At 26.6% G+C, this 15,967-nt stretch carries 14 protein-coding genes and 1 tRNA gene; 12 read left to right on the forward strand and 3 right to left on the reverse strand.

The features are described from left to right. The first annotated feature begins 6 nt into the window (after positions 1–6). The 7 genes from ACZ446_RS03470 (at position 7) to ACZ446_RS03500 (ending at position 8,239) form a co-directional block, all read left to right on the forward strand. Positions 7–1,059 (forward strand): hypothetical protein, encoded by a 1,053-nt coding sequence (locus ACZ446_RS03470; RefSeq protein WP_464393748.1) that lies wholly within the window; start codon positions 7–9, stop codon positions 1,057–1,059. Positions 1,060–1,078: 19 nt separating this feature from the next. Beyond that, positions 1,079–1,459, forward strand: coding sequence for a hypothetical protein (locus tag ACZ446_RS03475; RefSeq protein WP_464393749.1), 381 nt, complete (start codon positions 1,079–1,081; stop codon positions 1,457–1,459). Positions 1,460–1,504: 45 nt separating this feature from the next. Continuing rightward, a complete protein-coding gene (locus tag ACZ446_RS03480) occupies positions 1,505–2,857 on the forward strand; it encodes a hypothetical protein (protein ID WP_464393750.1) in 1,353 nt (450 codons plus the stop codon). 6 nt (positions 2,858–2,863) lie between these two features. Further along, positions 2,864–4,999: an McrB family protein gene (locus ACZ446_RS03485; protein WP_464393751.1), complete on the forward strand. Its 2,136-nt coding sequence runs from the start codon at positions 2,864–2,866 to the stop codon at positions 4,997–4,999. Beyond that, positions 4,983–6,830 carry a hypothetical protein gene (locus ACZ446_RS03490; RefSeq protein WP_464393752.1) on the forward strand — a complete coding sequence of 616 codons (1,848 nt, stop codon included), beginning with the start codon at positions 4,983–4,985 and terminating at the stop codon, positions 6,828–6,830. Before ACZ446_RS03485 ends, ACZ446_RS03490 begins: the two co-directional genes overlap by 17 nt. Before the next feature lie 18 nt (positions 6,831–6,848). Beyond that, a complete protein-coding gene (locus ACZ446_RS03495) occupies positions 6,849–7,622 on the forward strand; it encodes a hypothetical protein (protein WP_464393753.1) in 774 nt (257 codons plus the stop codon). A 101-nt stretch (positions 7,623–7,723) separates the two neighbouring features. Then, positions 7,724–8,239, forward strand: a complete 516-nt coding sequence (locus ACZ446_RS03500; protein WP_464393754.1) for a hypothetical protein — start codon at positions 7,724–7,726, stop codon at positions 8,237–8,239. A gap of 596 nt (positions 8,240–8,835) precedes the next feature. Here ACZ446_RS03500 and ACZ446_RS03505 read toward each other — a convergent pair. Continuing rightward, on the reverse strand, positions 8,836–9,756 hold the full coding sequence (locus ACZ446_RS03505) for a MurR/RpiR family transcriptional regulator (RefSeq protein ID WP_464393755.1): 921 nt from the start codon (positions 9,754–9,756) through the stop codon (positions 8,836–8,838). Positions 9,757–10,001: 245 nt separating this feature from the next. Between ACZ446_RS03505 and ACZ446_RS03510 the strand changes: the two genes are divergently transcribed. The 4 genes from ACZ446_RS03510 (at position 10,002) to ACZ446_RS03525 (ending at position 12,099) form a co-directional block, all read left to right on the forward strand. Further along, positions 10,002–10,286 carry a helix-turn-helix domain-containing protein gene (locus tag ACZ446_RS03510; protein ID WP_464393756.1) on the forward strand — a complete coding sequence of 95 codons (285 nt, stop codon included), beginning with the start codon at positions 10,002–10,004 and terminating at the stop codon, positions 10,284–10,286. Between the two features lie 56 nt (positions 10,287–10,342). Continuing rightward, entirely contained in the window at positions 10,343–11,485 is a 1,143-nt protein-coding gene (locus ACZ446_RS03515) for a tyrosine-type recombinase/integrase (RefSeq protein ID WP_464393757.1), read from the forward strand. 177 nt (positions 11,486–11,662) lie between these two features. Next, complete coding sequence (locus ACZ446_RS03520) at positions 11,663–11,914, forward strand: AbrB/MazE/SpoVT family DNA-binding domain-containing protein (protein WP_464393758.1); 252 nt, start codon at positions 11,663–11,665, stop codon at positions 11,912–11,914. A 17-nt stretch (positions 11,915–11,931) separates the two neighbouring features. After that, complete coding sequence (locus tag ACZ446_RS03525; RefSeq protein WP_464393759.1) at positions 11,932–12,099, forward strand: hypothetical protein; 168 nt, start codon at positions 11,932–11,934, stop codon at positions 12,097–12,099. A 163-nt stretch (positions 12,100–12,262) separates the two neighbouring features. On the opposite strand, the gene ACZ446_RS03530 is transcribed toward ACZ446_RS03525, so the two are convergent. Next, positions 12,263–12,349: transfer RNA gene (locus ACZ446_RS03530), tRNA-Leu, on the reverse strand. Positions 12,350–12,539: 190 nt separating this feature from the next. Between ACZ446_RS03530 and ACZ446_RS03535 the strand changes: the two genes are divergently transcribed. Then, on the forward strand, positions 12,540–14,510 hold the full coding sequence (locus ACZ446_RS03535) for a methyl-accepting chemotaxis protein (protein ID WP_464393760.1): 1,971 nt from the start codon (positions 12,540–12,542) through the stop codon (positions 14,508–14,510). A 103-nt stretch (positions 14,511–14,613) separates the two neighbouring features. On the opposite strand, the gene ACZ446_RS03540 is transcribed toward ACZ446_RS03535, so the two are convergent. Next, positions 14,614–15,879, reverse strand: a complete 1,266-nt coding sequence (locus ACZ446_RS03540) for a complex I subunit 5 family protein (protein WP_464393761.1) — start codon at positions 15,877–15,879, stop codon at positions 14,614–14,616. Between the last annotated feature and the right edge of the window lie 88 nt (positions 15,880–15,967).

The following is a 15,967-nucleotide window of genomic DNA, read 5'->3' on the forward strand; positions in this document are numbered from 1 at the left end:
AATAAATTGAAAAGTAAATTTGATAGAAGAAGAAAAAAAGTGAACTCAAAACGACTTAGTAATGTTAATTATAGCCTTACCACATCAGTTGGTAGTGCTGCTGCTGTCATATCCTTTCAGGCATTAAATAAAACTAATTATTTTAATACACATATTGGAAACATTAAAGAATTTATAGCTGCACAAAAAGAACTTAATCAACAAGCTAATCAATTATTTAATGGAGACTTCAGTTTTAGAGGTAGAGGGGTGCAAATGGGTTGGAGAGGTGAAAAGATATTACTTGAAATGGAGCATGGAGGAACTAGAAACTGGAATCAACAAGAAATTAATGAAATAGTAAATAAGAATGGAAAAGTTAGTGGTTATGAAGGCCATCATATAAATAATGTAGCTGATCATCCTACTTTGCAAGCAGAAGGAGATAATATTGAGTTTTTAAATAGAGAAGAACATTTTAAGGCACATAATGAAAATTGGAGTAACTCATCTGATGGTAAATTAATTAACAGACAGATAGAAATGAAAAAAATGCTTATAAAGTCTGAACTTTTAGGTTTTGGAAGTGCTGTATTAGTTGGTGCTGGGATTGGTTTTGCAGTTTCTCTTTTTAATAATCAGCTAAGTTGGACAGAAAGAATAGAATTTTCTGTTGAAGGAGGTACTATTGGAGGATTTAGCTATATAGGAGCAAGAGTTGGAGGGCAAATTGCAGAAAGTATCTTTGAAATCAGCTCTGAATCTATCAGGGGTTTAGCTTTTGCAGGTGTTGGTGCATCAATAGTTACATCAATTTATATTTTTATAAGAGCTAGAAGAAGAGGTTCAACTACAAAACAAGCTTTAAAGTCATCTGGAAGCTATTTAGGAGTCTCATTAATTGGTTTGTTTTTTTCAATTATTGCTAAAGCAAAGTATGGAGGTAATGCTGGACTATTTGCAGGGTTATTTTTTGCTGGAATTATTACAGGGTATAATTTTTATAGAAATTATAAGTTAGAAGAATTATTTAATGAAATTCAAACTTATGAAATTGAATTGCTTCAGCCATCCTATTAAAGTAAAGGAATGATTTACAATGAATATTAAAGATTTTATTATACAAGTGAAAGATCATGATTCAAAAAATCAAATTGAAAAAACCGAATATAATGATATATTAAACAATACATCTCCAGAATTTGAATTATTTTATACAGAATATAACCCTAAAAATGTGTATTTAAGACTTAAAGAGAATGGTATCCTACATTTTTTTCAACTTGAAGAATTAAGTGAAATAAAAAAAGAATATGGAGTAAATAATTATTTAATATTTGCTTCAATAGATGGTGATCCTATAGCTATTAAAATTAATAAAATATTTTTTGGTATGCATGGAACTCAAGATTATAACTTTGGTAAAGAATTTGATAGTTTTAATGCTTTTATTGATTGGCTTTCTGAACAGATTGAGTAGTTTAAAAAATTATAATTAATATTTTTATAGAAAAGAGGTTGTAAATTGGAAGAAATCGATATTTTCATAAATCTATGTACAAAAGAGGATCTAATAAAATATATAAAACTTATTGAAGTTAAAGTAAATGGATTTACAAAAAACTTTAAAAATGCACCAAAAATATTATTGAAAAATTCTTTAAAGAAAAAGTTAGAAAAGCATAATTATGCTTATTATGATGGTTTAATAAGTTCAATAACTGAATACTATGATCAGTTTAAAGTTGTAAATGATTTTGATGCATTCATTATTAATGTAAATCGGGAAAGCGAAGAAATTCCAGAGGCTAATGCATTTGCGATTTTTGCAAATAAATTTCCAGAAAAGAAAGAAGAATATTTGCCTATAATTAAAGATAATATGAAGAATGATAACTTTATATTCGATATAAATCTAGATGACTTTGAAATAAATGAGAAAAATGTGAACGATAAGTTTTATTCTATGTCTGGGATGAGTACTCTTGCTATTGATTTTTATAATGACTATATAAAAAAAATGAAGCTAATACTTCTTAAATACTATGATGAAAATGAATATTCTAGTTGTTTTGAAGAGGTTCAAAATATTAGTTGGCTAGACTTTTCTAGACTTTATTACGATTTAATAAAAAAATATGATGAAAATATTGTTCATATGTCTTATCTTAGTGCAAATGAAAAGAAAGTTTTGAGTTATGATGGAGAACTGGCAAAAATACATTTGTTATTAATTTATGAATTATATTTAGAGTTAACACTAGAAGATAAACGAGAGATAAATAATGAAAAAGAGAAATTAACTGATAAAAATAACTCTTTAGAAGAAAAATTAAATTATCTTGAAAAACAGAGTGATAGACAAGAAAAAGCAAATAATAAATTAGAAAAAAGCAATAAAGAATTACAAAATAAGTTAAATAATTTAGAGAGAGAAATTAAAGATAAAAAGGATGAGTTAAATAACATAATTAAAAACCAAAAAGCAGATATAAAAAAGAAAAACAGTGTAATTAAGAAATTACAAGAAGAGAATAAGAAACTAGTTACAACTGAAGAACTATTGACTTCATGGGGCTATAATAAAAAAGAAAAAAATCAAAGTGATCTAGTTATTATCAACTATGAAGATAGTGAACTTTTTAAATTATTTTTTGGTAAATATGAATTTATAAAATCAAATTCTAACTTGAATGATTTTAAATTAAAATTAAGAAATATTGAAGATAAACTTGTAATAATCAATAAAGCTAATTTAAGTACTCAAAAGTTATTAGAAATAGAAAATTTTATAAATAGTACAAAGAAAATTATATTATCATATAATCAAAAAGATTTGATTTATAAAATAATTAAACAAATACAAAGGAGAAGATAAATAGATATGGATTATAAAAATAGTTTAAATAGAAATAAAAGAATTGATTTGATTAATAAAAATTATTATATGTTGGGTGTTCTTGCAATTAACGAAGAAGATTATCCACCAATTGGATTAATTAAAGATGTTGTAACAAAGAAAGATATACATAATGAAGAAATTATATTTTATATTAAAAGTATTTCTACAGAACCCAGTTTGTTTCTAGAACTAGGATTAGATAATGATTTATTTGTTGGTTTTAGCAGCCATAGTCTATCAAAGTTTCAAAACAAAATTAAGGATGATAAATTTAATTTTGTTGATGATGATGAAAGAGTAAAAATAATTAAAAACAAACTAAAAGATAAGATTATATTTTTAAAATTAAGAATAGAAGAAAATCATAGTGTAAGTGGTCAATATGTAAAAAATTTTTATATTGAAGATATGGAAGATTTTAAAGGAATAAAAAATTATTCGTCTATTGATGATATATATAATGAGGAGTTTATTCCAATACCTGGAGTAAAATATAATGAAAAAGAATTTGAAACTAAAATATTTAGTGGAGAAAATATTCTGTTTCCAAATTTTAATATTTTAGAATATGAGCTTGATAAGATTATCGTGAATAATACTCTTTATTTTGATCCTAAAAACAATTGGGAAGTAATTGGATCTAATAAATGTAAGAATCTAGAACCAAAAAATTTAGAAAAAATAGAGCTTCCAGAAGATTTTAATAAAAATGTTATTTATAAAGGTGATGATGATTTACTTTTTATAAGTAATTCTTACAATATGAAACTTGATAAATTAAAAAGCGAAAAGATTAATATAGATCAAGAGGAAGCTATTAATGATCTAAAAAATCTTAAGTCAGCTATGGATAGAAAAGAAAAGTTAAAAGGAATAAACAAAGTTGATAATTTAGATAAAAAAGGAAACAAAAAAGATTTCGATAAAGTTAAAATAAAAAGCAAAAATGAGATTTCAGATGAGAATGAATTCATTACTAATTCTAAAGAAAGTGATTTCTTAAAGCAATTATATCAAAATGCATTATCTGAAAAATTATATTATAAAAAAGAAGATCTTTATAATTTTCATATTTCAGTTAAAACAAGCCCATTAACAGTAATTAGTGGCATGTCAGGTACAGGCAAAACAAGAATGGCCCAATTATATGCTGAAACTTTATCCTTAGAATATGATGAAGATTATTTAATTATCCCTATAAGTCCATCTTATACAGAACCAGGGGATGTTTTGGGTTATCTAAATACAATGACAGGAATATACACTCCAGCTGAAACTGGTTTAGTAGATCTATTAATTGAAGCTGAAAAAAATCCAGACAAAATATTTATGGTTATTTTTGATGAGATGAATCTTAGTCAGGTAGAACATTGGTTTTCTCCATTTATTTCTCTTCTTGAATTAAAAGATGAGGCAAGAAAACTTACATTATTTAATAAAAATTCAACTTGTCATAATAATTATAATTCAGATATAAAAATTGGGAATAATGTTATATTTGTTGGAACGGTCAATATAGATGAAACAACAAAAGATTTTTCAGATCGATTATTAGATAGATCCAATGTTATTACTCCTGAGAAAATGAATTTCAAAAATATTAAAGATGAGTTAGAAAAAACAAACAATTTAGAAACGAATTCTATTCAAAATAAATCATTTAATAAAATTAATTACTTTGATGAATGGAGAGAAGAACCTGAAAATCCAATTAAATTTTTAAGTAGGAAAGAATTATCATTATTAGATGAACTTCATGAAATTTTAAATAGTGTAGATAGTCAAAAAGGAGTGTCATTTAGAATTATCGAAAACATTGCAAGATATATAAATAATATTCCTCTAAACAATAATGGTGATAAATATATAGAATATAGTAGAGCTTTTGATCTTCAGGTTAAGCAGAGAATACTAACTAAATTAAAAGGGCATCAGCAGCAATATGGTAATTTAGTAGGTGAATTAAATCCTAATGATTATGATAAAGAAATTGAAGATAGTAAGATATATGAAATTTTAACTTCAGAAAAAGCACAAAATATTTCTGATTTTTATTACTCATTAAATGAACTTAAAAGAAAAGCTAAGGAGATGTACTACAATGGCTATGCTACTTAATAGCAACCAAGAATTACCTTTTAGTTTAACTATCAATTCTACCTGGGGAAATATTAATAGTGAACAAAGTGGAAAGAAGGAAGAAATACATTGTTTTTCTAAAAATAAAAGTGAAAGTATTGCTGCAGGTATTAGATTAAAAGAATATATTAATTTTAAAGTTGAATTTTCATCTGATTTAAAAAAAGATGAAGCAAAGGTTATAATTAATAAATCTAGAGATGACAAAGAACAAATTATTTTTTATCCTGGTGAAGAAGAAGTATTGGCTAATGATGATTTTAAATGGGTTCCAGATGAATATTTAATTACGGTTCACATAAAAGCTAAAAGATATTATTCATCAATAATTGTTGATCCCAAAAATATGAATGAGAAACAATTAGCTAGAATGAGAAAGGAAATTAATAATTTAGTTAATGGTGTTATTTATAATATAAATAGTTCCAAAAGAAATTCGTTATCGTTACTTCAGAATAGTGATTTATTAAAGTCCGAAATTAGTTTATTAGATTTATTAGAAGATCATTTTAGAGTTCTAAGTAATACTTTAAATGATATACTCAGAAATCCAATTAAGTCATTAGAAAAAACTTATGAGATTAGGCATGATAGTTTTAAATTAGATAAGGAAGCTGTAAAATGGCTAGGAAGTAATAAGTCTAACTCAGTAAATAATTCAGTAGAAAGGCCTCAAGCACTGTATCAAAAGCAAATGAAATATGACTTAAATAATGATGAGAATAAGTGGCTACTTAAAATAATAGATTATATTAGAAGAGAGCTAAGAACTATTGAAAAAAAATTAAAAGCCGAATGTCAAATTCAAAAAGAGAATACTAAAAAAGTAATTAATGAAATGAGATCTTTAAAGGTTAAATTAGATGAAATGGAAGAAAGTAGAAATTCATATTTGTTCAAAGATGAAATTATAAAATGTAAAGAAAAAATTTATGGGAAAGAAACTAATCTTAATGGCTACAATAATTATATAGATTTATTGAATAATTATTTGATTAAAACCAAAAAACTAATGAATCAAATAGCAGTTGTATATGATGATAGGGTTTACTTTCATAATAATGATTTTCGAAAAGTAAAAAAGCCAACAAAAAAATTATTAAAAGATAGTCGATATAAGTACTTATATGATTTTTACCAAAAATTATTAAAAGATAAATCAAAATCAGCTTTTAAAGAAAAAGATTATGAATATAAGGAAACGGAAAAACTCTATGAATATTATATTTTGATTAATATCATTAAGGTTATGAATGAATGTGAGTTTAAATGGTCTGATGATGATCCACTTAAAAAAAGAATTAGAAAAAATTCTGCTTTAAATATTTCTTCTGGTGCAGTTTTAACTTTTTATTCTGATGAAAGAATAATTGAAGTTCATTATGATGAAGAACTTGATAATATAACTAAATCATTTTCAGAAAATGAAACTTATTTTATTTCAGATGGTAAAAACTTGAAACCTGATTTTAGAATTGATGTTTATGATAAAAAAATGGAACATAAAAAAAGTTTTATAATTGAAGTTAAATATAGAAGTTTTGATAAATTATATAGTAAAGTGAGTAATACGAATGTTTTTAATAAATTAATTGATTATAAAGATAAAATAAAAGTGCTGCCCAGTTATGATTATGCTATCGATAAGGTTTTGGTTACATATCCTGAAGATATTTATTATCATCAGAAGTTAAATAAACAAAGAGGGGGGACCTTTATATTTTCTCAGTTATCACCATCTATTAATAATGATGGTCAGTTTGGTTATGAAGAGTTTAAAAATGAAGTAGAGGAATTAATAATTAAATAATGAAAAAGGATGAGGTAAATGTATGTAAATGAAAAAATAGAATTAACCCCAAGTGATTTTGCGGAATATTGTTACTGTGGAATAAAATGGGCTTACTCCAAAAGTAAGTGGGCTAAAGAATTCCTTAGCAAATCCAAACATATTAGCGAAAAAAAATTAATGAGTGCTAAACATAAAAAGAATTTAAAAGAAGGTCAAGAAAACGAATCACTATGCATAAATTATATAAATAATAAATATTATATAAATGAAATACTTTTTAATGGCACAGGCAATAGAAGAGATATTTTAGAAACTAAAATAGTATATAAGAATAAAAGCATTTATGCTAAACCAGATCTAATAGCTAAAGTCGGAAGTGAGAATGATGTTAATTTATATGAGTTTAAAGCAGTAAGCAAAAGAGAATATCTTAAAGAAAACCCTTTTGAATCTGTCAAAGCTCAAATTTGGTTATATCATTATCTAAAAAATATTAGGGTTAATAACTATTATCTGCTCCGTTATTTTAAAAACCCAACAGTATCAAAAAATGTTAAATTAATAAAAATAGATTCTCAAGAACTATTAAATTATGGTTTTAAAAATCATTTTGTTAACTATATTAAAGCTTCAAAAATAATATCAGAAGATATTAATTCATTTGATCCAAGTGATTGCTCAAGTGAAAATAATATATTATTTAATCCACCAAGTAAAAAAACAGAAAAATGGAAAAAATGTTCTGAATGTAAATTCAATTTTGCTTGTCAATATAACCGATTTAATTGGAATAAAAAAGGTAAAAGATAATAAGGGGTTTAAATTTATTACTAAAAATTAAAAGTAGAAACTTAAAATTGATTGCATTGATAAAAACATTATTAAAAATTTATAAATGAAAGGAGAAAATTATGCTTTCTAATGAAGATATAATATATATGAATTCTATAAAAGAGAAGATAAAAAAGCTAAAAAGCTTTTTAAATGAGAATGATTTTGGAAATGATAAAAATAATTATGAATTATATTATCAAATACTAAATGAAATAAAAAATATTACAGGAAACATCTACAATGATTTGAGTTTTATTAGTTGTTTATTAGCTGAAAAATATTTAATGAAACATCATAACTTTTCTTTACTAGACATTACAACAAAAGCTCAGGGTGCTCCAGGATTAGATATTGATGAAATTACAATTGACGGGGAAAGAGTAATAGGAGAAATTAAAACTACATATCCTTATAGGAAGAAAAGGCTAGGTTCTAATCAAAAGAAGTCATTCAAAAATGACTTTAAAAAACTATCTGAAAATGATGCTAAATACAAGTATTTTTTCTTAACTGAAGAAAAGACTTTTGAAATTGTAAAAGAGAAATATCTGGATTATTTAGAAGATATAAATATAGTTCTGTTGATGGATTAAGTATTTCAAATTTTCACTAAATGTCATCTTGCAATTTAATCCAGTAAAATCCATCAGTTTAAATTAGTATAAAAAAGCTAAAAATACAGCTTAATTTTCAAATTAAATTAGAAAAAGTAAAATAGTTCATATAAATGATATTTTAGCTAATGAAAAAGGGTTAAAAGCTAAATGCACTTGTCCATCATGCAATAAGCCTTTATTGGCTGTTTTAGTTCATAAACATCATCACTTTAGGCACTATAAAAAAAGATTGCGGAGCATCTATGGAAAGTGCTTTATACTTATTTGTCAAACAGAAAAAAATAAAAAATTAAAGTTTCCGTCAAAAACTATTAATATTGATGAGATTATTAATAATCCACTTAAAAAATCATCTATTACTTCAGAATCATATTCACCTAATTTTTTTCACTTTAAAGATGAACTATATTATAAAAATTTTTCCATAAGAAATCCTACTACAATTTTGTAGTAGGATTTTTTGTTTATCTAGTATGAATATTAGCAAATAAGTGAAAGTATGACACAGAGGTTAATAGTTATACATGTTAGCTTAAAAAATGTTCATTTAAATTTATTGTTTATAATAATATTTATTTAAAATTATCTTGGTGAAAAATATTCATTGCTTCTAAGAATAATTGGGGACTTAGTTGCTTACTTTCATAATTTCTTTCTTTAACAGAAATAGTCCAACCTAGATTTAAAGACATATCATATAAAGAATTTTCAATTAAACTTTTATGTTCTCCATTATAAAAAATTAAAACATTAAAATCCATATCATTAGCTTTTTTAACTAGATTTTCAATCTTATCATCATATTGTTCTATAGAAGTTATAATTAGTAAATTGTTAAAGAAATTATCTTTTGAGAAAAGTAAAGAGAAATCGATCATATTAAATACTTCCATATTTTCTTTAAACCTGGATTCTAAAATTTTCTTTTTTCGTTTTAATGTTTGAAATGAACATTCTAATATCTTTTCAGTTTTTTGAATAGAGGTTGAATATTTATTGAAATAATTTTGGTTAAGTAATAATTGACTTAACGAATATCCAAAATTGTCATCATAATCAAAAATAATAATATTATCTGCATCTTCAAGATATTTAAAATAGAGTTCATTTAAGTACCAGTTTTCAACTTCATAAAGGCTATCATTAATTACTTTAAGAATTTGGTCTTGTGATCTATCTGTAATCTTTTTAAATAAATATTGGTATGGAGAATCTTTTTCATTAATATTAGTAATATCAATATTAATAGAAGAGTTTGATTGAAAGGTATCTTTTAATAGCCTCTGTTTGAAATCAGTAAAACCTTCTAAATTTAATTTTTGTACTAATCTTTGAACAGTACCAGTACTTGTTTCACAATTATTGGCGAGCTCTTCCATATTTAATTGTGGTGCTTTTTTAATATTATCTAATATGTAAGAAGCTAAGATTTGTTCTTTAGGTGTGAGTTTGTTATTTTCTCTTAATTGCTTTAATTCTTTAATAATGCTCATTGGTTAACCCCTTTTAAAAAATATTATCTGTCAAATTAATAATTATTTACTAATATTAATTATAGAACATAATAATAATCAAATCAATATAATTAAATAATTAAATAATTAAATAATTAAATAATTATTTAATTAAATTTATCATAAAAAATAAAAACTAACAAAAAATTTATTAATTAATATTGACAATAATGAACGAAAGTGCTATACTCTAGATAATATAGAAAAAAAGGGAGGAACTACCAATGAAAAAATCAATATTTAGAGTTCAGAACAAAATTGATAGAAAGCTTTTAACTATGATAAATAAAAGTGGAGAAGACTTTATCAGTTCATTACCTGAGGCTCTTGAACCTAAAGATATAATTGACATTATGCCGATAGGAAAAACAAAAGTATATCAACTTTTAAGACAAGGAAGATTGCCTGGAAATAAAATTGATGGGCAGTGGGTTATACCCAAACTGCTATTTCTCCAGTGGTATTACTTCGGAGAATTTGAAAGTAAGAATATTGTAAAAAAGTTGTAAAAATTGTGAATCAATAAATAGAATTGTATAAAAACAAAATAATAGGAGGATAAATTATGTATATTAGAGAAACTGAAAATAATAAATTTGAAGCTTTTGTCGATATTACACCTAAAGGAAGTATTAAAAGAAAAAGGATAAGCAAAACTTTTTCTACTTATAAAGAAGCAGAAAAATGGGCTATTATTAAAGAGCATGAAAGTAATAAAGAAGAGGTTTCCTTTAGTATAAGTCATCAAACTATTGCAGAGTATTTTGATGATTGGATGGAGAATTATGTGAGGGTGCAGTTGTCTCCTACAACTTATAATGGGTATAAGACAATTGTGGATCGCCATATAAAACCAGATCTTGGCCATATAAGACTGAATGAACTTAATCCAATTCAAATTCAGGATTATGAACATCGAAAATTACAGACTGGTAGAATTAATGGGAAGGGAGGACTTTCTCCTACAACTGTTTTACAGCACCATCGAGTGCTAAGCAAAGCTTTGAACAGTGCCTTAAAGAAAAGAATTATTGAGAGAAATCCATGCTCAGGTGTAGAACCTCCTAGAGCTATTAATGCTGAAATATTGAGTATGACAAAAGGCCAGGTAAAAAAGTTTTTGGATTTGGCAAAAGAAAAAGGTATTTGGTATTATACCTATATGTATCTGGCGGTTCATACAGGTATGAGAAGAGGAGAAATGATGGGGCTAAAATGGAGAGATATCTATTTTGATGCAGGTTTTATTATTGCTAGAAGGACTTATGGAAGAGGAATAGGTTATAAAGCGGAATTTAAAGATTCACTTAAGACTCAAAAGAGCAGAAAAATAACTATCGATCAAGAAGATGTTAATGTTCTGCAAAAATTAAAAGAGCATCAGGAACAACTTAAAGAAACGGAAGATAAAGAATATGAAGAAAATAATCTAATATTTGCAAGAGAGGATGGAAAAGCTTTTTCACCAGATATTGCAACCAGTAGATTTAAGCAGATTGTTAAGGAGTTAGGTATGGAAGAATTTAGGCTCCATGATCTTCGCCATACACATGCAACATTATCGTTAGAAGCTGGAATTCCAGCAAAAGTTGTTGCAGCACGATTAGGACATTCAAATGTAAGTACGACTCTAGATATTTATTCCCATCTTACAACAAATTTTCAAAGGGAATCTCAAAAAAGCTTAAAAGATTACTTGAATGATTAAATTATCAAAGCATTTTAAAAAGGTGGTGTAATGATGAAGCAGGAGCAAACCCCAAATACAATATTGGTTCTTTTAAGAGGTCCACCAGATTGATACAAAAATTATTTATGGGAGGTTGGTTGAATATATTTTTCAATTCGAATGTAATACTAATTTAAAATGATTGGGGTGATATAAATGCAGGTTAATACTGGAATCACAAGAGCTATTGATGGAGTTGGAAGAGTAGTTATACCAAAGTCGATTAAAGACGAATTAAATATTAAAACTAAGGATAAATTTATGATAATAACAGATATAGAAAATCAGTCGATAACTCTTAAATTATATAAGCCAGGGTGTTTTTTCTGCGGAAATATTAATGGCTTAGTTGAAGAAAAAGGAGTTAAGATCTGTCCAAAGTGTATAGAGGATTTAATTAGTAAATAAAAACAGCATAATTAGAGGTGAGGGTATTGAAACAAAAAAAATCTAATGAAGAGCGAAAAGAAGTAGCAGTAAAATATTTGGAGGGATTATGTTCTAAAGATTTAATTGATGGGTTAAATTTTTCTCGCAGAAATTCGATTTTAATTACATTAAAATATTATAAGAACAAGAAGGAATCAATATAAAAACTGGGGTATGATAAAGGCAAAGAAAATAGCAAGTAATAGAGGATAGATTAAATACCCGTAAAAATTCTTGGCAGGATTCAGGCAGGATTTTCATCAAAAACTAAAAAAATCTCCCAAAAAGGAGACTTCAAAAAGTGCTATAATCCCTATTATGTAACAATGGTGCCGAAGGTGGGACTCGAACCCACACGCCCGTGAAGGCAACGGATTTTGAATCCATCGCGTCTGCCAATTCCACCACTTCGGCATCACAAGATTTATTTTAACATAGAAAAATATCAAAAGCAAGCAAAATTAATCTAAAAATAAGGCCAAAATCTAAATACATTACTAATTGAATAATTGAATTTTCAGGGATATAGATCGTGTTTTTATTGCAATATCTAACATATATGATATAATTTAACTATTACATACAAAAAAGGTAGGGATTAAAAATGTTAAACTCAATTAAAGGTAAAATGCTGTTAGCGATACTAATTTTAGTTTTAATAATTGTCGGTGGAACAGCATTTACTCTATATGATCAATCAAAAGATATTCTAGAAAACACAATAATGTCAAGTGCTGAAGAGAGTGCACGACAAAATTCAAATACTATTAATGAGTGGTTAAATGGAATTGAAGTATTTTTAAAAGATTTAGCAGATTCCAATAATGTAAAAACTATGATGTGGAGCAGTCAAGAGAGGCATCTAAAAGATGTTAATAATTCTGCATTAGAAAATATTATTGTAGCTAGACCTGATGGTAGGGCAAATATTGTGGAAGGAACGAATATCAATGTTTCCGATCAAAATTATTTTCAAAAAGCAATTGAAACTGGAGAAATTACATATTCAAATGTAAAACAGAGTGAATTAGCTGATGGTAATGTAATTTCTATTGCAGTACCAATAATAGATATGGGAGAACAGGTTGGGGTTTTGATTGGCACAGTCTCAACAGAATATTTACAGCAGTTAATTTTAGAAATGAATATTAATGGAGCAGGATATGGCTGGATTATTGACCAAGAAAAGAATACAATTGCTTACCCTGAGGAAAAATATATAGCAAATAATGAGCTGGCAAACAGCAATCAGGATTTGATTGAAATCACTGATAAGATGATTGCTGAAGAAAGCGGAGCTTTAGGCTATCAATTTAATAATCAGGATAAAATAATGGCCTATCATCCTGTCAAAATAAATGGCTGGTCTGTAGCAATGACAGCAAATAGATCAGAAGTTATGAGTGAACTAAATAATTTGAGAAACGCAAGTCTAATTATTGCTTTAGCTGCTCTAATTATTGGCATAGTTGTTACAATAGTAATTGCTTCATATATTGCTGAACCCCTTAATTATGTGACTGCTACTGCCCAAAAGATAGCAGCAGGAGATTTTACAATAAATATTAATAATAAATATTTGAAAAGAAAAGATGAGATTGGAAAGTTAACTAACTCCTTTGCAGAAATGATAAATAATTTAAAAACAATGATTTTAGATGTTAAAAATATTTCAGAACAAGTAGCAGCTTCAAGTGAGGAACTTTCTGCGACCGGAAATCAAGTTGGTCAGAGTGCTGGAGAGGTTAGTAATGCTATTCAGGAAGTTGCTTCAAATACAGAAGAACAGTCAGCCCAGGTAGAGGAAACTACTGCTACAATGGAAGAACTAATTAAACAAATTAAAATGATTAACACTTCTTCTGATGCTATGGATAGACAGGCTGTTGATGTTATGGAGAATATTGAAAAAGGTAATCAGTCAATTGATAAATCTGCTGCAGAGATTAATAAAGTTAAAGATAATTCAAAGCAGGTAGAACAGGCTGTTCATTCTTTAGCTGATTCTTCAAATAGAATTGGGGAAATTGTTAATTTAATTAAAAACATTTCATCTCAAACTAACTTGCTAGCTTTAAATGCTGCTATTGAAGCGGCTAGAGCGGGTGAAGCGGGAAGAGGATTTTCAGTTGTAGCTGATGAAATAAGACAGCTTGCTGAAGAGTCAGACCAGGCTACTGATGAGATTACTGAATTAATTGAGGATATTCAGAAAGATGTAGATGCATCTGTAGAAAATATGGAAGAAACTGGAGAAGTAGTTGATTCTAGTGTTAATTCTATAGAGGAAAGTGGTACAGCTTTTGCAGAAATTGAAAATACAGCAGGGATTTTAAGCCGAATAATTAGAAATATTAATAACAAATCTGGAGAAATGGCTGAAAATAGTGATGATGTAGAACGAGCAATAAGAGAGATCGCTTCTGCAAGTGAGACTGCGGCAGCTAATGCGGAAGAGGTTGCAGCTTCCAGTCAGGAACAGAATACAGCTACAGAAGAAATTATTGCAGCTTCGCAGAAGTTGGCAGAAATGGCTGATGATTTATCAGATTCAATTGAAAAATTTAAGTTATAAATAATAGTTTAATTAGTTTTTAGCTTTAGCTTAAATTAAAAGGAGCCTTTAAAGGCTCCTTTTTTAAAAACGTGTTATTTAAAATTATAATTGAAATAATATTTTATTTATTAATTCTAGACATAATTGGAAATCGAATTAAATAAGCAATAATTAAATATATTAAAGTTGTGAAAAAACCGGTTGAATAATGGAAATCGAACTGCCTTCCTAAATAATTATTTGCTGTAATAGCTAAAATTATTAAAAATATAGAGGGCAATAAAATTGATAAGTTTTCAACTATAGTTGGCCTGTAATTACTTTTTATTTTAGTTTTGAAATTAAAGTTTGATTTTTTTAGATCTTTAAAAATAATAATCCATAATATTTTCAAAACATAAGCAGCTGTTAAAATACTTCCTAAATGAAGCAAAAATTCAAACATAGGAATTGAGCTTAAAGAATATTTTATTAAATGTTTACTATTATAACCTATAAAAAAGGGAAATGCCATCAAAGAAAGCATTGAAAACAGAGTGCTTACTGTATTTGTTTTTTGCCTTAATTCACAACGATTGAAGCTAAAAATTGAATTAGAATTAAATTCTTTAATCCAATTTCCTGCTCCATTAAATAATGTTGATTTTGCAAAGGCATGAGCAATAATCTGTAAAACTGCACCATAATAACCATAAGTATTACCACTGCCTATTGCTATCGTAATAAAACCAAATTGGCTAATTGAACTGTAGGCTAAAATCAATTTATAATTTTTTTCTTCCAGAGCTTTGATTCCTCCAAAATAGATCATAATTATACCCAGATAAAGTAAAACTCGATTACCATCAGTTATAATTCTTAAAAGTGTAATATAACCTAACTTTGCTGCTAATCCAGATGATAAAGCACAAAAACTTGTAGATGCTTTTTTATAAACATAAGGAACCCAACTGTGAAGACCAATAACTGCGCTTTTAACCCCTAAACCAATTATAAACATTAACTGCAGCCAGAGCTCATTTATTGCTTCTATAGTTTGATAACCATTAGTATAAGCCATTAAAACTGTTAAAATTAAAAAACTACCTCCAATGAATTGAATCACAAAATATTCCCAGGCGATATTTTTATCACTCCAGCCAAGAATTAAAGAGGTTGAAAGAGTTATAATTTCCCAGCCAATCATAAAAATGAACCAGTTTGTTGTAGTAATAACCAGACTAAAACTAATGCTGAAAATTAATATCATAAAATGAAATAAAAATCTATACTTCTCTATTTTTCTCCAGCTGCTGAGAGCTGTAAAAAAGCTTATCAGAAGACCAGTGCTTAAAAATAAAATATTTATATTATTAAAAGAAAAGTTTTTCAACATCAGCTCCCACATCTAATTTCCCCCTTTTAAAAATTATATCATAACTACTAAAAGACCGAAAGAAAAATAAAAATTTAAATGAGTCAGAAAAATTTGACAA

Source organism: Halanaerobium sehlinense, assembly GCF_055379485.1.